General features: G+C 66.2%; 14 protein-coding genes. 5 read left to right on the top strand and 9 right to left on the bottom strand.

The window, feature by feature from the left end; genetic code table 11:
- Positions 1-79 precede the first annotated feature (79 nt).
- From N4261_RS08005 to N4261_RS07995, 3 genes are read left to right on the top strand one after another with little or no spacing between them, the layout of a single operon-like run.
- Positions 80-436: a hypothetical protein gene (locus N4261_RS08005; RefSeq protein ID WP_261759640.1), complete on the top strand. Its 357-nt coding sequence runs from the start codon at positions 80-82 to the stop codon at positions 434-436.
- Positions 433-1,398 (top strand): diguanylate cyclase domain-containing protein, encoded by a 966-nt coding sequence (locus tag N4261_RS08000; RefSeq protein WP_261759639.1) that lies wholly within the window; start codon positions 433-435, stop codon positions 1,396-1,398. The genes N4261_RS08005 and N4261_RS08000 overlap by 4 nt, the downstream gene beginning before the upstream one ends.
- 7 nt (positions 1,399-1,405) lie before the next feature.
- Positions 1,406-5,620 carry a CHASE domain-containing protein gene (locus tag N4261_RS07995; protein WP_261759638.1) on the top strand — a complete coding sequence of 1,405 codons (4,215 nt, stop codon included), beginning with the start codon at positions 1,406-1,408 and terminating at the stop codon, positions 5,618-5,620.
- 244 nt (positions 5,621-5,864) lie between these two features.
- On the opposite strand, the gene N4261_RS07990 is transcribed toward N4261_RS07995, so the two are convergent.
- Entirely contained in the window at positions 5,865-6,878 is a 1,014-nt protein-coding gene (locus N4261_RS07990; protein ID WP_261759637.1) for a SphA family protein, read from the bottom strand.
- 338 nt (positions 6,879-7,216) lie between these two features.
- On the opposite strand from N4261_RS07990, the gene N4261_RS07985 reads away from it, so the two are divergent.
- The gene (locus N4261_RS07985; RefSeq protein ID WP_261759636.1) at positions 7,217-7,810 is read left to right on the top strand and encodes a chalcone isomerase family protein; all 594 of its coding nucleotides are present in this window, start codon (positions 7,217-7,219) and stop codon (positions 7,808-7,810) included.
- A gap of 185 nt (positions 7,811-7,995) precedes the next feature.
- On the opposite strand, the gene N4261_RS07980 is transcribed toward N4261_RS07985, so the two are convergent.
- On the bottom strand, positions 7,996-8,358 hold the full coding sequence (locus N4261_RS07980) for a hypothetical protein (protein WP_261760647.1): 363 nt from the start codon (positions 8,356-8,358) through the stop codon (positions 7,996-7,998).
- A 793-nt stretch (positions 8,359-9,151) separates the two neighbouring features.
- On the opposite strand from N4261_RS07980, the gene N4261_RS07975 reads away from it, so the two are divergent.
- Entirely contained in the window at positions 9,152-9,790 is a 639-nt protein-coding gene (locus N4261_RS07975) for a hypothetical protein (protein WP_261759635.1), read from the top strand.
- A gap of 66 nt (positions 9,791-9,856) precedes the next feature.
- On the opposite strand, the gene N4261_RS07970 is transcribed toward N4261_RS07975, so the two are convergent.
- The 7 genes from N4261_RS07970 to flhA all read right to left on the bottom strand — a co-directional run bounded on the left by N4261_RS07970 (position 9,857) and on the right by flhA (position 20,027).
- Positions 9,857-11,212, bottom strand: coding sequence for a DUF445 domain-containing protein (locus N4261_RS07970; RefSeq protein ID WP_261759634.1), 1,356 nt, complete (start codon positions 11,210-11,212; stop codon positions 9,857-9,859).
- Between the two features lie 60 nt (positions 11,213-11,272).
- Positions 11,273-12,247, bottom strand: a complete 975-nt coding sequence (locus N4261_RS07965) for a hypothetical protein (protein ID WP_261759633.1) — start codon at positions 12,245-12,247, stop codon at positions 11,273-11,275.
- Between the two features lie 383 nt (positions 12,248-12,630).
- Positions 12,631-14,034 carry a methyl-accepting chemotaxis protein gene (locus N4261_RS07960; RefSeq protein ID WP_261759632.1) on the bottom strand — a complete coding sequence of 468 codons (1,404 nt, stop codon included), beginning with the start codon at positions 14,032-14,034 and terminating at the stop codon, positions 12,631-12,633.
- A 324-nt stretch (positions 14,035-14,358) separates the two neighbouring features.
- Positions 14,359-15,072: an RNA polymerase sigma factor FliA gene (locus N4261_RS07955; protein WP_261759631.1), complete on the bottom strand. Its 714-nt coding sequence runs from the start codon at positions 15,070-15,072 to the stop codon at positions 14,359-14,361.
- Between the two features lie 20 nt (positions 15,073-15,092).
- On the bottom strand, positions 15,093-15,923 hold the full coding sequence (locus N4261_RS07950) for a MinD/ParA family ATP-binding protein (RefSeq protein ID WP_261759630.1): 831 nt from the start codon (positions 15,921-15,923) through the stop codon (positions 15,093-15,095).
- Between the two features lie 307 nt (positions 15,924-16,230).
- Positions 16,231-17,928 carry a flagellar biosynthesis GTPase FlhF gene (gene flhF / locus N4261_RS07945; protein ID WP_261759629.1) on the bottom strand — a complete coding sequence of 566 codons (1,698 nt, stop codon included), beginning with the start codon at positions 17,926-17,928 and terminating at the stop codon, positions 16,231-16,233.
- Positions 17,925-20,027, bottom strand: coding sequence for a flagellar biosynthesis protein FlhA (gene flhA, locus N4261_RS07940; protein WP_435532022.1), 2,103 nt, complete (start codon positions 20,025-20,027; stop codon positions 17,925-17,927). Before flhA ends, flhF begins: the two co-directional genes overlap by 4 nt.
- Between the last annotated feature and the right edge of the window lie 90 nt (positions 20,028-20,117).

Raw genomic sequence — 20,117 nt, 5'->3', positions numbered from 1 at the left:
ACGCCCGCCGCAGAATGCCCGCCGAGACACGCCCTGGCGTTCGCGGCGATCAGCGGATGGCCGAGAGGGAGTCGCCACCATGTCCATCGCCCCGGAGTTTGATGTCGAAGGCGCGCTGAGCCGCCTGGGCGGCGACCAGCGGCTGCTCTGCCGCCTGCTGGACCGTTCCCGCGAAGACCTGGAGGGCGCGCTCGCCAAGCCCTGCGATCTGGCGCTGAGTTCGTTGATGGCGGCCTCGCTGCACCGGCTGCGCGGCGGTGCGCTCGGGCTGGGCGCCAGCGGCGCAGTCCGTGAGCTCGAGATGGCCGAATCCGCATTGCAGCACTCGGATGCGGTCGAAGTGCAGGCCCATCTCCAAGGGGCCTTGGACTCGGTGCGCCGCTACCGCGCGCGCCTGTCTCCCCCGGCCGAGCCGGAGCAACCGTTGCACTCGTGACCGATTTGCCCACGCAGCCCTTCGGCGTCCTGAGGCAGGGGGAGGCCACGACCCAGCATCTGCTCATCATCGACGACAGTCCGGCGATCATTCAGCTGATTGCACGAATGCTGCACGGCGTCGCCGGTCTGAGCTTCGCGACCCGTGGCATGCAGGCGCTGGCGCAGATGCGGGCCCAGGCGCCCGACCTCGTCCTGCTGGACGCCGAGATGCCAAGCATGTCCGGCTTCGAGCTGTGTCACCTGATGAAGGCCGATCCGGAACTTCGGGAGATTCCGATCATCTTCGTCACCGGGCATGGGGAGTCGGATGTGGAGGTGCGGGCCTTCGAGGCCGGCGCGGTGGACTTCATCACCAAACCGCTCAATGAAACCGTGCTGCTCGCGCGGGTGCGCACCCAGCTGCGCATCAAGCGCCTGACCGACGAGCTGCGCCGCATGGCGACCACCGACGGTCTCACCGGCGTGAGCAACCGACGCCATGTCGATGAGGTGATGCAACGCGAATGCCAGAGGGCCGCGCGCAACGGCACGTCGCTGGCCATGCTCATCGTCGATGTGGATCACTTCAAGCACTACAACGACCATTACGGCCACCCGGCCGGCGATCTGTGTCTGCAGGCCGTGGCCAGCGCCCTGGCGTCGGTCGCTCATCGACCGGGCGACCAGGTGGGCCGACTCGGCGGCGAGGAGTTCTCCCTGCTGTTGCCGGAAACCGATCTCGCCGGTGCGATCGATGTGGCCGAAAGCGCCTTGCGGGCGGTGCGGACGCTGGCGCTGCCGCATGCCGCCTCGCCCAGCGCCGACCATGTCACGGTCAGCATCGGCGCAGCCTCGCTGCCTGCGCCCGGGGCCGCGCTGCACGCCGCCAGCCTGCTGATGAATCTGGCCGACAAGGCCCTGTATCAGGCCAAGTCGAACGGCCGCGACCGCTGCGAGCCGAGCGACCCACGCTGCCTGTGAGAGACCGATGACCACCCTGTCCTTGCGCAAGTTGACCGACATGAGCCTGACCGAGCGATCGGTGATCGTGGGCTTCATTCTGCTGTGCCTGACCGCCGCCACGGCGGCCGTGGTGTACTTCCAGATGCAGGAACAGAATCGGCAGGAAGAGTCCAAGCGCTTCCAGCGCGTCAAGGACCGGGTGGTCGACGAAATCAATGCCCGCATGCGGCTGTACGAATATGGCCTGCGCGGCACGCGAGGCGCGGTGGCGGCCGCCGGTGAAGGGCTGGATCGGGCCGCCTTTGCCCGCTACGGCGCCAGCCGCGACTTCGCCGAGGAATTTCCAGGCGCACGCGGCTTCGGCTTCATCCGGCGGGTCACGCCCGCGCAGCAGCCCGCCTTCCTGCGCCGACTGAGCGAGGAAAGCCGCCCCGGGGATCTGGACGCCAGCCTCACCGCACGACCGGCCGATCTCTTCGTGGTGCAGTACATCGAACCGAGCGCACGCAACCTGCCGGTGATGGGACTGGACATCTCCACCGACCCGGTGCGGCGCGAGACGGTGCTGCGCGCGATGCGGTCCGGCCAAGCCACCTTGAGCGCACCGCTGACGCTGCTGCAGGATGCGGGCGCCCCGTCCAGCGGCCTGCTGCTGGTGCTGCCGGTCTATCGTTTCGGCATGCCGGTGCGCACCGAGCCGGACCGGGAGACCGCGCTGTTCGGCTGGGTGTATGCGCCATTGCGCATGGATGAGGTGCTGCGCGGCCTGGATGTGGAGAGCGAGAACTTCGAGCTTCGCATCAGGGACCGGGAGGCGCCCCCCGGACGCTGGCTGTACAGCAGCGCCCAGGACATGTTCTCTTCCGTCGCGACCGAACCCAGCACCACGCTCGCGCTGTTCGGCCGCGAATGGGAAGTCGACATGCAGCCCACGCCGCTGTTCGTCCAGTCCCTCAACCTGCCGCCGCCGGGTCGGGAGGTGCTGGAGATCGCCATCCTGGGCCTGGCCATCACCGCCTTGGTGGTCGGCTATGTCCACCTGACCGACCGAGGCCGGAATGAACGCCTGGAGCAATCGCGGCGGGCCGCCATCGTGCAAGGGTCCGACGACGCGATCGTGGTGCAGACCCTTCGCGGCGTCCTGACCGACTGGAATGACGGCGCACGGCGACTGTTCGGCTACGAGGTGGACGAGGTGCTGGGGCGTACCGCCCAGCAACTGCTCGTGCCGCCAGGCCGGGAGGGCGAGGATGAATTCATGCTCGCCGAGGTGGCCCAGGGCCGACGGGTGAAGGCGTTCGAGACCCTGCGCCGGCACCGTGATGGCTCGTTGATCGAGGTCTCGATCTCCGCCGGGCCGATCCTGGAACGCGATGGCACCGTGGTGGGCCTGGCCAAGACGCTGCGCGACGTGCGGGAGGCCCGCGCCGCCGCGCGGCGCGTCTCGGAGCTGAACGCCAACCTCGAAGACCAGGTGAAGTCGCGCACGGCCGACCTGGAGGCGGCCCGGCACGCACTGCAGACGGTGCTGGACGCCATGCCCTCGCAGATCGGCTACTGGGACACCGAGCTGCGCAATGTCGTGGCCAACAAGACCTACGGCACCTGGTTCAACCTGGATCCACGACAGGTGCCCGGCATGCACCTGAAGGACCTGATCGGCCCGGCGCTCTTCGAGAGCTCGCTGCCGCATCTGCAGGCCGCCTTGCGCGGCGAGGCCCAGCGTTTCGAGGAGACGACCGAAGCCACTGCGTCCGCCCCGGCCCGTCATGCGTTGGTGCATTACCTGCCGGATGTCCAGGACGGCGAGGTCAAAGGTTTCTATGCCTTTGTCCACGACGTCACCGAGCTGACCGAAAACCGCTTGCAGCTGGCTGCCGTCCAGCGCGACAACGCGGCCCTGCTGCAGACCCTGCATCAGCACGCCATCGTGTCGGTGGCCGACCGTGCCGGCCGCATCATTGATGTGAACGACGGCTTTTGCAGCATCTCGCGCTTCGACCGCACCGAACTGATCGGTCAGAACCATCGCATCGTGAATTCCGGTCATCACCCCGTCGCGTTCTGGGCCGAGATGTGGCGCACCATCAGCCGCGGACAGATCTGGCGGGCCGAGGTGTGCAACCGCGCCAAGGACGGCACGCTGTACTGGGTGGACAGCGTGGTCGCGCCGTTCCTGGATGCACAGGGGCGCGTGGAGAAGTACGTGTCGATCCGGACCGACATCACCGCCCGCAAGCACACCGAGATGGAACTGCAGCGGGCCCTCTCCCTGCTGCGCACCGCCATGCATGAGGCGGAGCAGGCCAACGATGCCAAGAGCCGCTTCCTGGCCAACATGAGCCATGAGATCCGGACGCCGATGAATGCGGTGATCGGACTGTCCCATCTGCTGGAGAAGACCGCGCTGGATGCCGATCAGCGCAGCATGCTCAAACGGGTGCTGGTGGCGGGCAAGGCACTGCTGTCGCTCATCAACGATGTCCTGGACTTCTCCAAGATCGAGGCCGGGGAGATGACGCTGGAGCGCACGCCGGTCGACCTCAACGAAATCGCTCGCGACGTCTCGGCCCTGATCGAGCTGCAGGCGCGCGACAAGGGCGTGTCCTACGTACTGGTCCCCGATGCCGCCGGTCCGTATCTGCTGGAAGGCGACAGGACCCGGCTGCATCAGGTCCTGCTCAATCTGCTCAGCAATGCGGTCAAGTTCACCGACCGGGGCGAGGTCCGCCTGACGGTGCATCACGCCCCCAGCGACGATGGTTTCATGGACGTGACGCTCGACGTCCGGGACACCGGCGTCGGCATCAGCGAGGAAGCCCGACACCGGTTGTTTTCCCCGTTTGTCCAGGCCGATGCCTCCACCACGCGGCGTTATGGCGGCACCGGGCTTGGCCTGTCCATCGTCAAGCAACTGGTGGACATGATGGGGGGGCGCGTGGAGGTCGACAGCGTGGCAGGCCAAGGCAGCCGATTCACCGTCTCGCTGCACCTGCCGCGCTGCGCGGCGGATGCGCTTCCGTCCGAATGGTCGCTGCCGGCGATGGACGGCCAGCGGCTGGCAGGTGCGCGGCTGCTGGTGGTCGACGACAACGAGATCAATTGCGAGGTCGCCGCCCGCATCCTCCAGAGCGAAGGCGCGGTGATCGAGACGGCCTCGAACGGTCGAGAGGCCTTGGACATGCTGACGGCACAGCCGCAGGCCTTCGAGGCGGTGCTGATGGATGTCGACATGCCGGTCCTGGACGGGCTGGACGCGACGCGACAGATCCGCAATGCGCTGGGGCTTCGCGAGTTGCCCGTCATCGGCCTCACCGCAGGCGTCTCTCCGTCCGAACGCAACCGAGCCCTGATGGCGGGCATGGACGCCATCATCGGCAAGCCGTTCGATCCCGATGCCTTGGTGCGAGACCTCCAACGTCTGCTCGCAACGAAGGAGAAGGTGGCCAGGCCAGCGGGCATGCCGGGCGCCTCGGGCGCTGTATTGAACGCATCCGCCGCTGCAGCGCCATCGTCGGATGATGGATGGGCGACCTGGCCGCGCTGGCCCGGGATCTCGGCTGAACGCGCCTTCCGCCAACTGAAGGGCCATGAGCCGCTGCTCCACCAGTTGGCCGAAGGCATCCGCCAACGCATCGATGCGCTGGCGTCGGACGGCACCCCCGCGCCGGACGTCACCAGCCGGCATCTGCATGACATCAAGGGGATGGCCGGCACCATCGGCGCCGACGCCCTTCGAGCCCTGGCAAGCACCGCAGAGACCGCGCAGCGCCAAGGGCGGTGGCAGACGGCCGAGCAGGACCTGGCCGAGATGAATCGCCTTGTGGCGGCCTGGCCGCTCGCACGATCAACCGCCGCGGCGCATGCAGTCGGCGGCGCGGGCCGCCACGGTGAGGCCGGGTCGGCGACATCGGCCCCGGAGCAGCCCCTCGGTCCGCCCGTGGAGACCGTCGTCCTGGAAGCGTTCCTGGCGCAGCTGCGCACCCACGATCTCCGCGCGATGGAGACCTTCACGTCGATCGAGGCGGCACTGGTGGGATGGTTGGGCGCCGCGCAGGTCGATGCCATGGCGAAACAGTTGAACGAGCTGTCGTTCGCCGCGGTGGCCCGACGGCTGTCCGATCTGCAGGGCGCCGCCGCCCAACGGAACGAGGAAGCGGCCCCTACGCACCAGGGGCACGCGACGCAGACGGCGCAGACGGCGCAGACAGCGGCAACCGGAGATCGACCTTCGGCGTAACCCCGCCCCGCCCCCCGGTGCCCGCCGGAGGCGCAGAAAGCAAAACGCCTTCCCCGTCAGGAGAAGGCGTGATCCGAGTGAAGCCTGCGGCGCAGCTCGGTGACGTGCAGTGAAGCTCAGCGAGGCTCAGCGTGCTTCAGCCAGCCATCAGCGTGTCAGCGCCGCATGGACGTTGCGTCAGCGTTCCGTCTGCGTTGCGTCTGCGCTGCAGCGGCCACCCTGGCACTGTGCGGGTCGATCCGACTCAATCCAGTCGAACATTCAAACGCAACCAGGTCACCACGCCTTCAGGGCGGTTCTTCACCGCAAACTCCTGCATGGTCTTGAAATCGACACCCCAGTTGCCGCTCTCCGCCAGATAAGCGATGACCGGGCCGACAGACAGCGCCTGAACCTTGTTGGGGCCCGCCACGCCGCCACGGTCAGCGGTGAACTGCTTGAGCACATAGCCCTGAAGACCGAACTGCCACTGGTCGTTGGCTCGATAGGTTCCGGCCCAATCGGCATGCAGGTACTGACCGGACTTCACCCCGGTATCGTCATTGCGCGTGTTGAAGGAATAGGTGGCCCGCATGCCCAGCGAGAAGCCGTTCTCCCAAGCCCGCGAGGCGACGATCAACGGCTTGAAGGTCCAGTACTTGCCCGAGCCGGTGTTCACCACGCGGTTCTTGTCATAGCTGCCCAGCGGCGCATTCACCGCGACGCCGGCGACAAAGCGGGACTCGTCCTGCTGCCAGTCGAGATAGGTGGCGAACTCAGGGTCGGCCAGGCCGGTGTGGCTGCCGGAACGGGCGCCGCCTGCTTGCGCCAGCGCGCTGTTGACTGCCGCGACCGCCGCCGCGGGTGTGCCGGCGGGCAGGTCGGTGGACAGGCTCACATGCGTGGTCTGCTTGACGATCGGCAGCGCGGCGGAGAAGCCGAGGCGGCCGTCGAAGATCACCTGTTCGCTGACGTAGGTCAGGCGCGGCGCGATCACCTCCGCCCGCACCGTGCCCTTGACCTTCACCGGCAGGGTGCCCAGACCCGGCGCGGTGAATGAGGTCATCGGCTCATCGCCGCGGTCGTCGCGCAGCTTGGTGGCTTCATAGTGTTGAAGCCAGAACTGGCCGTACCAGCCGGGGAATTGCGGATTCGCCAACTCATACGACGGCGCGCCGAGCAGGCCGCGCACCTGGCTGTTCTCTGTGGCCATGGCGGACACCGCCGTCATCAGGCCGACGACACTGACGGCGCAGGCACGAAATCGATGCGAACTCATGGTGGAAATCTCCTCGTGAACTTGTTGTGTGATTGATTTTTTTCGCTGCACCGATGCCGTACATGTCCGATGAACACGGCATTCCCGGCGGTCGATCAAGCCGGTGCGCATCATGCCGGGGAGTTGGCGGTATCGACGTGCCAAACGTCACAAGCCGTCGCGATTAGAGGCACGGCCCCAGTGTTCGGGGGTGTCGAACTTGTTGCGCTTCCGTTTTAATGCGCGCCAGTCGCCGATCGGGCGGTCGCCGTCGTTCGCCCTGTTCATGGGCGATGTCGGCGATCGATGGGTTCGGCGCCACAACAATCACAACAGAATCACATCGCGTGAGGAGACAAATGAACCCCATCCACTTCCGTTCTTTCCTCGTCTGCATCGGACTTGCGACGCTGTCCGCGATCGCCGGCGCCAACGAGGTCGACATCGAGGGCTACAAATTCCAGGACACCGCCACCGTGCTCGGGCAGACGCTTCAGCTCAACGGTGCCGCCACGTCCAGCATCCTGTCCGCGCGATCGACCGCGGTGGGTTTCTACCTGCCGAAGAAGCAGACGACGATGGAAGGGGCCGTTGCCGAGAAGGGCGTCAAGCGCATCCAGTTCTACATGATGCGCGACGTGTCGGCGCGCGACCTGTCCAACGCGATGCTGGACCGCATTCGTCAGAACGCGAAGGAAGAGTTCGAGAAGAACATCATTCAGACCGCTCAGTTGGGCGTGGTCTTCGGGACTCGCCCGAAGCTGCTCAAGGGCGACCTGGTCACCCTCGACTACAACCCGGCGAAGTTCACCACCGAGTTCGCGGTGAACGGACAGAAGGTGGGCGACACCATCGAAGGGGAGACCTTCTTCCCGATGATGATGAAGGTCTGGATCGGTCCGAAGGTGCGCGGCAGCACCCGGGACGGGCTGCTGGGCGCGCCGGTCAAATGAGCCCCGGATCATCGGCGGACGGTGGCGATGCCAGGGGTCTGCCGGTGGCGACCGCGATGTTCGGTCGACTTCCCTGCATGCGATGGCACGCAGGGCTTCCCATCCGTCGGTGCACCGCGCACAGGCCCGCGTCTTGACGGCGGGCCTGTGTCGCTGCCGCGCATCCCTGCGCGGCCGCACCGGGATCAGACCTTGAGCGAGCGCTCGATGTCGGTCAGCTTGTAGCGGGCCAAGGCCAGGTTGCCCTTGTTCTTGTCCAGCACCAGGTACAGGAAGAGTCCGGCGTTGTTGGGCACCAGACGGATAAGGTGGTACTGATCGGACAACGTGATCAAGATGTCCTCGATGCCGCGACGCAGGCCGAGCGACTCCATCGTCTGCAGCTTGGCGCGCACCACCTGGGTGTTGCCGGCGGCCGCCAGGTCCAGGTTCATGCCGCTGCCGGCCTGGGCCAGGCACATGCCGCTGTTGTAGTCCACCAGGGCCGCAGCCAGGGCGCCATCGATCGACATGGCGGATTCGATCGACTGCTTCAGATTGGTACTCATATTGTCCTTCGTGTTGATTTGTGCAGGTTGCAGGGTGTCGAGGCCGTACAGGCTGGAGAGCTTGGTGAATTCCTCCATGAGGACGAACCACAGCGTCTCGGGACTGCTGTCCGGCAAGCGATAGAGATGGGTGGTGGGACTGCCGGGCGCTACGAGCGGCTTCAGCGTCATTTCCTCGACGATGGCGCTGGGCATCAGGAAGATCCGGATGCAGGGCACTTGGGCCTCGGTGGCGCGTTTCAGCAATTCCTCGGCCGACCGGACGGAGCCGGGACCCACCACGAAGATGAGCGCGGCCGGGCCGCTGGCTGATGCCAGATCGTCGTGAGGCTCCGGCGGGCGGGTCCACTCGATGGCGGGTGCACCGGGGGTGTCACTCAACGCAATCCGTTGTCGCGTTTCGGTATGGGACACCGTGGCCCCGATCTGACCCACCGCCTGGGCACCCAGGCGCGCGGTCAGATCGATGACGCGCACGCCTGATCGACTCATTGTTCATCCTCGAATGGGGGGGCAGCGACCGACTGGCGCTGCGGTGGCGCAGTCTGATGGGGGATTACCCGCACGCCAGCCCCTCGCTTAGGGGGTCAGGCGATGACCGGCGCCTGTGTCGACAGATATGTCACGGACAAGACTGGGCGAGCGGATCGATCGTGGTCGGTCCGCCCAGGTCATGCCAGCACAAGGTGCGCATCCACAACCTTGTGGATGACCCGAGACCACGGCCGGTCGCCTGATGAGAGAGAAAGAAGCGATTCATCGGGTGGTCATTGCCTGTCCCTGGGAGGGGCCCATGACAAATCTGACGCCAGCGTCTGCGGACGTTCATCCCCTGGAGCCGCGCAGGGTTGAAGACCCTGCGTCCACCCCGGTCCACCATCGACAGGCCTGGAGCTGGACCATCCCTCTGGGCGCCGCCATGCTCGGAGTGCTGTCCCATGTGCTGACCTGGAGCGACAGTCCGGCTGGGCTGGCCGCCTGGCAAGCCCTCTGGGACCAGACAGACAACGCCAATGCCGGCCTGCTCACCGCCATCGTGCAGCAGAGCGCCGCGCAGCGCCTGCTGTCGGTCGTGCTGGCCTTGCTGGCCGTGCTGGGCGCCCTGCTCGCACGGCGCCTGTGGAAGGACGCCGACATCGACCGCCATCTGCGCGCCCTGCTGGTCGGGCTGATCGCGTTGTGGCTGGTCGCGCCCTTGGTGTGGCAGGTGCAATGGCACCGGCTGGAGCCAGTCACGATCGAGTCGGTCGCCTCGTCCCCCATGAATCAGCAGATCCAGCGCATGAGCCTGCTCGTCAAGGTCGATCGGGCCTTGGTGGCCGACGGCGATCTGTTCCATGCACTGCGACGTTCCGCCGACATCGTCCTCAAGGCCTGGCTGGTCATTGGCGTCGGACTGGTGGTGGCAGTCGTGCTGGTGCGAAATCCCTAGCCTCAGGCCAGCGCCGTCCCACCTCCGCGGATCGAGGCGGCCTTGTGTCGATGGCCCCTCCAGGCCTCACCGCTCCGCCCACCAGGACGCCGCATACAGCAGCAGGCCGATCAGGCCGCCCACCAACGTTCCGTTGAGTCGGATGAACTGCAGATCCCTGCCGACGCTCAATTCAATCTGCCGCACCAAGCTGCGGTCATCCCACGACTTCACCGTCGCGGCGATGTGATCGGTGATGCCGCTGCGCATGCGCTGCACCAGGCTGGAGGCCGTCGACATCACATGCTCATTGATGGCGGCCACCAGGCTTTCGTCTCGACCCAGCCGGTCCGCCAACGCAGACAGTGATCGGGTGAGATGACGCAGCAAGGCGGAATCGTCGCGCGCGATGTCCGCCTCGATCGAGCAACGCACCTCGGTCCACACACTGTCCAGGTAGTGGCGCACATCATCGCTCTGCACCACCCGGTCCTTGATCAGGTTGACGTCCCGGGCGAAGGCCTCGTCGTGACGCAGTCGATCGATGAATTCCCGGACCCATTCATCGAACTGTCGGCGCACCGAATGATCGGGCTGTGCAAGCGCGTCCTTCACTTCGTCGACCAATTGCAAAGCGAGCCGGTCCGACAGGCTGTCGGCCATCTTGTCGACATTGGAGATCGCATCGACCACCGAGGTCACCTTGGGCCACTGCTGGCGAGAGAACTTCACCAGGCGTGCGGCCACCAGCGTCCGCACCTCGGGCGTGGCCAGATAGTCGCGGAGTTTCTCCAGTGCCCCGTCCAGCACCGCCTGGTGCCGCCCCCCCTGGGTGAGTACATCCAGCACGCTGGCCGCCGTGGCGGTGGCGTTCCATGCCAGGGCGCGCCCGGCGAGGAACTCGCCGATGCCGCGCCGCACGGCCTGCTCGTTGAGAAACGACATCGCCTCCAGGGCGATCGCGCGGGCGGAGCCGGACACCTTGACCAGATTCTCGGGCGCGCGCAGCCACTGGCCAAGCCGCTCCGCCGGATTGAAGAGCGCGAGCTTCTTCATCAACGCGTCGGGATGAAGAAAGTTGTCGCGAACGAAACCGGCCAGGCTGTCGGCGATCCGATGCTTGCCCTGGGGGATCAGCGCGGTATGGGGGATGGGCAGTCCCAGGGGATGACGAAACAGCGCGACCACCGCAAACCAGTCCGCGAGTCCGCCGACAGCCGCCGCTTCACAGAAGGCCTTGAACCATCCCCAGCCACCTCGCCCGCCCATCGCAATGCTGACCGCCAACCCGATGAGCGCCAAGACCAGGCAGCCCAGGGCGATGCGCTTCATCCGTTGCAGTTCGGCGATGCGGGTGTCGAGGGGGACCGAGGCCGGCGCGGGCTGATCAGGCTCGGTGGGATCGCGGTCCCCGTGCGGATCGGACGAGTGAACAACGGACATGGACGGATTCGGCAATCGGTGTTCCGGGATCGCATCGTACGACCTGCGAGGACGCCAGGATCAGCCGTGGTCAGGCATCGCCGGCCTGTCGTCGATCTCAAGTGAGTGCGACGGATCCATGAGGTTGCTGCCGGAGGGCGGGGACGATTGCGCACTCGGGGGGTCGCCGGACCGCGCGGGGGCCGGATGACGCGAACGAAACATATCCGCGCCCTGCAAGGCCATCATGGCAACAATCAACGAGATCATCCAGGCGCGGAAGCTGGACATGGTCTTGTGCATCTCCACCTTCATGGCGGAAATGGACTGATCAATGCCTGCCTGCAGGCTGTGAACATGCGAGGCCATCGCATGCACCGACCGATCCAGACTGGCCTGCCACTTCTGTTCCGACAGCTCCAGACTGCGCTGCAGATCGGCACGGACGGCCTGCTCCGAGTGATGCAGCTTGACCTGCATCGTCTGCTCGGACTCCCGCAAGGCCGTTCGCATCGATTGCTCCGCCTCCTGCAGCTTGGCTTGCACGGCCTGATCGGATTCCTGCAGCTTGGCCTGCATGGCCTGATTGGATTCCTGCAGCTTGGCCTGCACGGCCTGATCGGATTCCTGCAGCTTGGCCTGCATGACCTGATCGGATTGCTGCAGCTTGGCCTGCATGGCATGTTCAGACTCCCTCAGAGCGACTTTCATCGCCTGCTCGGACTCCTGCAGAGAAGTCTTCATCACTTGCTCCGACTCGTGCAGCAAGACCTTCATCGCTTGCTCGGAGCGCTGCAGGTCCAGCTTGAGCGCCTGCTCCGATCGTTGAACATCCTGCTTGAGCGATTGCTCGGATCGATGGAGGTCTTGCCGGAGCGAATGCTCGGATCGCTGCAAGTCGGACTTGAGCGCCTCCTGCGATTTCTCGATCTCCATCTTCGTGGTGAGGCTCAGCTTTTCGAAGTCTGCCTTCGTGGCGAGCTGCAATTTGTCCAGGTCCGCTTTCGTGGCCAGGCTCGGGATCACGGCATCCCATTTGGTTTCAAGGGCGGTCAATCGGTTTTCCATCGCTGTTGTGCTCCTCCGCCGTCAGGGCGGTACTGCGAGAGTCCAAGGGTGGCGCGGCGCCGGGCCGATCGATGGGCTGCCTGGTCAGCCATCGAGCAACTCGGCGATGGGTGACGATCAACGCATTCCCTGACGCGGAATGCGTCGCGCTGTGAGGACATTCGATGCGCCGTACTCGATGTCCCGAGGGTTGGCGTTGTACCGGTCTGGCGATGGAAAGCCAGGGGGTTGGCGGTCGGCGCCACAGGTTCCGTCAAGGTCGCAGAACGCGCCGAGACATGAGCTGACTTGAGTGCGCCATCGCGAGCCAAGCCACCCACCGATTCAAGGGCGAGAACCCTTGAACACGGCGGGGCCGGAGCGACGGGCCGTCAGAAGCCGAAGGCCAACCTCACACCGCCCCAGTGCTTGCCGGCCACGGTCACCGGCGCAGACGCTTCCTTCAGCAACACGAAGTGACCGCCGCCCATGTCGCGGCGATAGGTCTGCAGCAGGAAAGGCCGCTGGTTGCGGGCCGATGCCAGACCGGTGCGGTCGTTGAAGATGCGTCGATAGCGGCTGTTGGCGGTGTTCCACGCGGTCTCACCCGGGCGCTGCGGTTGGCAGTAGCGCTTGTTGTGCGTGGCCACATAGCCGTTGCGGTCGACCGCGATGCAGAACACCACCTTGTCGGAGAACGACAGCATGTGCTCCTGAACCGACGGGAACACGCGGTCCGCCACGTCGGTAAAGCGGGTCAGGTATTGCTGCGGATCGGTGCCAGCGATCTTCTGATACTGGTCGTCGAACAACGCCGACAGGTCGATGCGGCGCTCACGCACCGCGGTCTCCAGCAGGGCCGAGATCTCCGCGGCCGCTTGCTGCACGGCCTCGATGTAGGGCGAGTCATCGACCGGCACGCCGCTCGATGCGATCTGCTCGATCATCTGTTCCGACAGCCGCAGAAACCGATCGCTGCAGGCGAAGGCGGCGTCCAGGTTGCGCATGGCCTGCTGGATCTCCAAGCCCAGCGCGCCGGAACGCTCCGCCAATTGCTGGGTGGTGGCTTGGCTTTCCTGAGCAGAACGCGAGATGAGGTCTACGTCCGCCTCGACATCGGCGAAGGCCTGATGGATGGAACTCTGGTGGGCCCGGGCGCTCTGCCCGGCGGTGTCCGCACGCAGCTCGCGGCTGAACGCCTCAATGCGGGTGTCCAACGCCCCGACGGTGCCCATGATGGCCTTGGACGAGGCCTCCACCTGTGCGGCCAGGTCCTTCACCGCATCGGCCACGACGCCGAAGCCCCGGCCGGCCTCCCCGGCACGCTTGGCCTCCACCGAGGCGTTGAAGGCCACCAGCCGTGTCTGGAGCGCAATCTTGGTGATCTCGGATGCGGCGTCGGAGACCTGGCGCAGGGTGGCCACGATGCCGCCAACCTCATTGCCCACGCCCGCCAGAGCCACCCGCGCGCGGCCCACGGCCTCACGCGTCTGATCGGTGGACTGGTTGATGCCGTCCTGCGCATGCCGGACCTGCTCCAACTCCCCGCCCAAGGCCTGCATCGCCTGCGCCTGGGAGAGCACGACCTTCTGCGTATCCTCCAGCAAGCCCCGCACCTCAGCAGCGTCGCGGCCCAGCTTGGACACGCCGCCGGACAGTGCCCGCACGACCTGGGTGTTGTTCTCTGCCGCCCGGATCAAAGCCGCATTCGAAGCGGCACTCGAGGCCGCAGATCCCGCGCCCGGGTCGGTCGCGTCAGGCGCGCTCCCTGCGCGCTTGCGCCATGTCTCCCACATTCGCTCTCCCCTTCTGATGGATGGCCGCTGTTGCGGCCTTTGAGATGCGTTGTATCAGTCGCGCCCTCATGCGCCAAGCAGGGTATCGACTGACGGACCGTCGCTTGCCCGTGCCGCCGGTCACGAATCGTGATCAATTCATGACCGATGCCGCAGGCGTGCGCGCCGGCCCGACCACAGCCCGACCACAGCCCGACGACAGCCCGGCTGCCGCAGCGCACGCTGGAACGGACGGCGGGAATGACATCGGCCTCCCTGATGGTCCCGCAACGGGGGCATCAGGGAGGCCGACTTCACCAGACCGGCACGGCACCGGCCATCAGATCACCAATCGCGCAGCTTCACCCGCAAGCGCGCAATCGCCTGGCTGTGCAGCTGGCACACCCGCGATTCGGTCACCTTCAGCACCGCCGCGATTTCCTTGAGGTTCATGTCATGTTCGTAGTACATGGACATGACGTAACCCTCGCGCTCCGGCAGGTTCTTGATGGCCTCCACCAACGCGGTGCGCATCCGGTGATCCCGGAGCATGCTCATCGGGTCAGCCGATTCGTCACCCACGTGCCGGTCCAGGTAGTCGTCGCTGTCATCGTCGCCGGAGATGTCTTCCAGATAGACGAGTTGCGTGCCGCGGACCTTGGAAAGCATGTCCTGGTACTCGCCCAGGCTCAAGCCCATTTCGGCGGCAATCTCCGATTCCTGAGGCGCGCGGCCCAGCTTCTGCTCCAGCTTGTGCACCGCACTCTCGATCGAGCGCTGCTGTCGACGACTGCCCCGGCTCATCCAGTCGGAGCCGCGCAGCTCATCCAGCATCGCGCCGCGAATGCGCTGGGTGGCGAAGGTCTCGAACTGCACCCCTTGCGCGGTGTCGAAGCGCGAAAGCGCATCGGTCAGTCCGATCAGCCCGACCTGGATCAGGTCATCGAGCTCCACATTGGCCGGCAGCTTGGCGATCATCTGATGCGCCAGGCGTCGCACCAGCGGGCTGTATTGGCGGATCAGGCTGTTGTTGTCGAGTTGGCCCTTGGCGGTGTACATCGTCGTCTCCAATCCCAACGTCAATGCGCGGCCAGGGTCGCGTCCTGCGGCGCGCGTCCGGGCTTGGGTTGCCACATCGGCCGGGGCCTCAACGGCATCGCCTCGGCGGCGGTGTCGATGGCGGCACCGGGTACGGAGGCCAGCAGCAGTTCGCGGGCCAGATGCCGCATCTCATGCGTCAGGGATGCAGTCACCGGTTGGCGTGGATCCAGGCAGGCCCAGTCCCGCAGCACCGCCCCCAGGAAACCATCCCCGCAGCTGGACAGCTGCTGGGCAATGCGCTCGGCCAGGCGCAGTTGCGGGGAACAGGCCATCAGCAGGCTGTAGACCATCAGGCCGGCGCGCTGCGTCAGCCACTTCATGCCGGCATAGGCATGGGTCACACTTTGCACATCGGTATCGGCCAGCAGCACCGGGCGCACCTCTCGAGAGACCAGCACCCGCGACAGTTCGGCGGCGCTCGCATGCAACAGGACGACATCGGCGAACGGCGCCGCATCGGTCACCGCTTCCAGGAACTGGGCGGCGGAGCCGTGGGCATTGACATAGCGTAGCGGCAGGCCGCGTGCGCTCAGGAAAGACACCTTGGCTGACAGGGATTCGACACAGGCCGCCAGGTCCACCGCCGCGAGTTCTGACGGCACACCGGCGCGTTCGCCGGCATCCACCACCAAGGTATGCAGGCCCAACTCGCCGAATGCGGCACACAGGCCTTCCAGCAAGGCACCGCTGCCCACCACATGCGGATTGCTCACCACCGGCACCACGCGCACACGGGCGGTGGCGAAGAGTCGGCGCAGGCCATCGGCCTGGTCTTTCGGCGCATTGCTGAGGCTCATCGGATCGCGCATGGGCAACTCTGTGTCTGGGCTGTCGTGTTGGACCCCAGGTGCATCCCTGTGTCGGAGATGCGCCATCTGGAGCCGTTACCGGAAGTTTCGCCGGGAGGCCGGGGCCGCAACGCGGGATTGAAAGGGGGAAACACCCCGCTTTTCTCTCCCCCATCGCGGCTGTCCGCATCGATGTCGGTGGCCGCGACCGACGCGGCGCTGGCTGCTCCTGATGTCGCACCGCGCACGGTGCAGACCCCACAAGACAAATCGGCCGGCCCTCCAAGGAGTGACCGGCCGATCGGTTCCCAGGATGCTGACCGGATGGTCAGTTGATGCCCATCGGCGTGGCGCCGTGGCCTGGACCGTTGAACGCCGTGCCGGCGGCAAAGATCAGGTTCACATCCGACGAATCCATGCGCCAGGCCGATTGGCCGTGGCTGCGCAGGGCTCGCTGGACCAGCGCCTGGGATGACAGGCGGTGCCAATCTTCCGGCACCCGCTGGCCGTTGGCCACCCCGAGGACGCGCAGCTTGTGACGGATCACCGTATCCAGCGCCGGCGCCAGCTTCACCGCCTCATCCAGCTTGGACAGGATGACGCCTTGTGCCTCGGCCCCGCGCCAGGCGCTCACCACATCCTCGATGGTCTCGCCCTGCTGGGCCGCATTGACCACCAGGATGCGCTTGATGCTCTTGTGCGCCAGCATGTCCAGCAGCTCGGCGGTGCGGCTGTCGCGCTGGGCGGTGCCGGCCGTGTCGATCAGCACCATCTTCTTGGACGACAGCAGGTCCAGCAGATCTTCCAGCGAGGCCCGGTCATGCGCGGTATGCACCGGCACGCCCAGGATCCGGCCGTAGGCCCGCAATTGCTCATGGGCGCCGATCCGGTAGGCGTCCAAGGTGATCAGGCCCAGTTGGCTGGCGCCGTACTTGGTGGCGAAGGCGGCCGCGATCTTGGCGGTGGTCGTGGTCTTGCCGACTCCGGTGGAGCCGATCATCGCGAACACACCACCCTGATCTTCCAGCGGCGGCATCTGCTCAGCCGTGGCCACATTGCGAGCCAGCACATTGGATGCCCAGGCGCTGACCTCGGCTTCTTCGGTCACCTGGGCCGGCAGGCCCTCGACCATCTTGCGCACCAGGGCCGGCGAGAAACCGGCGTCCAGCAGCTTCTGGGTCAGACGGGCCTGGGCCGGCTGCCGCTGCAGCTTTTCCATGAAGGCCAGGGCACCGAAACGCTCTTCGATCATGCCCTTCATCGCCCGCAGCTCGGTCATCATCTCCTGCTCGCGGCGCGAGGATGGCAGGCTGTCGTTCAGGCTGTGGTGGCCATAGCCCGCCATGTCGTTGAGTTGCGGAGGGCTGACGCGGATCTCGTCACGCAGCACCGGGGGCACGATGCGCGGTGCGGGCGCGGGCATCGGCTCCGGCGCGTAGGCCGGGGCGTTGTCCATGCGACGGGCGCCCAGCGTCTGCATGGCCGAGCGCGCGCGCTGGTCGCGCAGTTGCGCCATCGAGGCGACGGTCTCGGTCATCGGCGCGGCCGCCGGCAGGTCATCCATCATCGGATCGGGATGGCCGTTGATCTCGGCGGCGCGACGCTTGAGCATGCGCTCGCGCACATAGTCCTGGAAGGACAGGGTGCTCATCGCCATCGCATTGACATCTTCATGAATGCTGGGCTGCGCAGCGGCAGACGGGCCGAAGCCCGGCTCCTGCCGCGGTGCGGCGCCCGACAGACGCTGCTTGAGCGCCTGACGCGGCGGCTCCTGCGGCTGCACCGGCTGGCGCTGCGGCGCAGGAGCACGCGATTGCGGCGCCTGACGCGGCGGCTGGGCCGCCACGCGCGGGGCGGACGCAGCCACACGCTCGATCTGCGACATGCCTTCCGGCGCCATGGCCAGGACTTCAACGCCCTCGGGGCACGGCTTGTTGGAGAGCACGACCGCATCGTCGCCGAAAGCCTGGCGGACCAGGGACATCGCTTCGCGGGTGTTGCGGGCGGTAAAGCGCTTGACGTTCATGCCGTGCCTCCGATGATGGAGCCGATGCGGATAGTGTGCGTTTCAGGGATCTCGCTGTGGCCCAGCACCTTCAGCCGGGGCGCAGCGCGCTTGAGCAGACGGGCCAGCGGTGCACGGATCAGGTCGGGCACCAGCAGGCACGCGGGCAGTCCGCGGTCTTCCTGGGACTGCGCGGTCTGCGCGGCACTGCGAGCGAGCGTATCGGCCACGCCCGGATCCAGGGCCGCGCCATGCGGCGAATTCAGGGCCTGCGTCACCAGGCGCTCCAACTCGGGCTCCAGCGCAATCACGTCCAGTTCCTTGGCCGGACCGTAGATCTGCTGCACGATCGCCGGAGCGATGTGGATGCGGATGCGACGGGCCAGTTCGGCCGGATCGTTGTTCACCTGGGCAGCGTTCTCCGCCAGGCTTTCCACGATGGAACGCATGTCGCGGATGTGCACGCCCTCTTCCAGCAGGAACTGGAGGACGCGTTGCAGTGTGGCGACATTGATCATCTTGGGAATCACGTCTTCGATGAGTTGGGGCGCTTGCTTGGTGAGGTGGTCCACCAGCTGCTGGGTCTCCACCCGACCCAACAAGCGGGCCGCGTGAACTTGGAGCAAGTGTGAGAGATGTGTGGCCACCACAGTCGAGCAATCAACGACGGTAAAGCCCGCCATTTGCGCCATTTCCCGCTGCCGGTCTTCGATCCAGACCGCCGGCAATCCGAAGGCGGGATCGGTCGTCTGGGTGCCGATCAGCTTCTGGGTGGCATGCCCGGGATTGATCGCCAACCACATGCCGGGATAGGCCTCGGCTTCGCCGATCACCGCGCCGCGCAGGGTGACGCGGTACTGGCTGGGCCGAAGCTCCAGGTTGTCGCGGATGTGGACCGACGGCGGCAGGAAGCCGACCTCCTGCGCAAACTTGCGGCGCACGCCCTTGATGCGGCTGAGCAGATCGCCTTCACGGCTCTTGTCCACCAGCGAAATCAGCCGGTAGCCCACTTCCAGGCCCAGGGTGTCCACCGGCACCAGGTCGTCCCAGCTGGCTTCGGCGTCGGGATTCGGCGCGCCGGGCGTCGGCACGGCCGGTTTGGCGGCTTCTGCGGCCTTGGCCTGTGCCGCCTTCTCATGCATCCAGTACGCCAGGTAGCCCAGGCCGCCGGCAATGATCAGGAACACCAGATGCGGCATGCCGGGGATCAGGCCCAGCACAAACACGACGCCGGCGGTGATGGCCACCGCCTTGGTCGAGCCGAACACCTGCTTGCCGATCATTTGACCGACGTCCTTGTCCTTGCCCACGCGCGACACGACCAGCGCGGACGACACCGAGATCAGCAGCGCCGGGATCTGCGCCACCAGCGCATCACCGACCGCCAGCAGGATGTAGCTGTCGGCAGCCTGGCCGGCCGACAGGCCGTGCTGAGCCACGCCGATCACGAAGCCGCCGATGATGTTGATGAACAGGATCAGGATGCCGGCGATCGCATCGCCGCGAACGAACTTGGACGCACCGTCCATCGCGCCGAAGAAGTCCGCCTCATCACCGAGCTCGGCCCGGCGGCGCTTGGCCTCTTTCTCGTCGATCAGGCCGGCGGACAGGTCGGCATCAACCGCCATCTGCTTGCCCGGCATGGCATCCAGGGTGAAGCGCGCACCAACTTCCGCAATCCGTTCCGCCCCCTTGGTGACGACGATGAAGTTGATCACCACCAGGATGGCAAACACGATCAGGCCGACCGCGAAATTGCCACCGATCAGGAAATGGCCGAAGGATTCGATCACCTGGCCGGCGGCCCCCGCACCGGTGTGGCCTTCCATCAGCACCACCCGGGTGGACGCCACGTTCAGCGACAGGCGCAGCAGCGTCGTGATCAGCAGCACCGTCGGAAAGGCTGCGAAGTCCAGCGGCCGGACCATCTGCGAGGCCACCATCATCACCATGATGGCCATGGCGATGTTGAAGGTGAAGAACAGGTCCAGGGCGAAGGGCGGCAGCGGCAGCACCATCATCGCCAGGATCATCATGATGGCGATCGGCGCGCCCATCGCGCCGACGATGGCGCCACGGGGTCCCAGGAGGTTCTGCAAACGGGCCATCAGCGCGTTCATGTGTGCTCAGCCTTCAGACAGCGGTGGGGATCACGACGCAATGCCGTCGCCCCGCCATTGTTCGGCCACACGGCCCTTGGCTTTAGCCGG

Origin of the sequence: Roseateles amylovorans (assembly GCF_025398155.2) — a bacterium.
GTDB classification, from domain to species: Bacteria; Pseudomonadota; Gammaproteobacteria; order Burkholderiales; family Burkholderiaceae_C; genus Roseateles; species Roseateles amylovorans.
The sequence above is the reverse complement of the archived record's forward strand: the minus strand, read 5'-3'. Positions and strand labels throughout refer to the sequence as shown.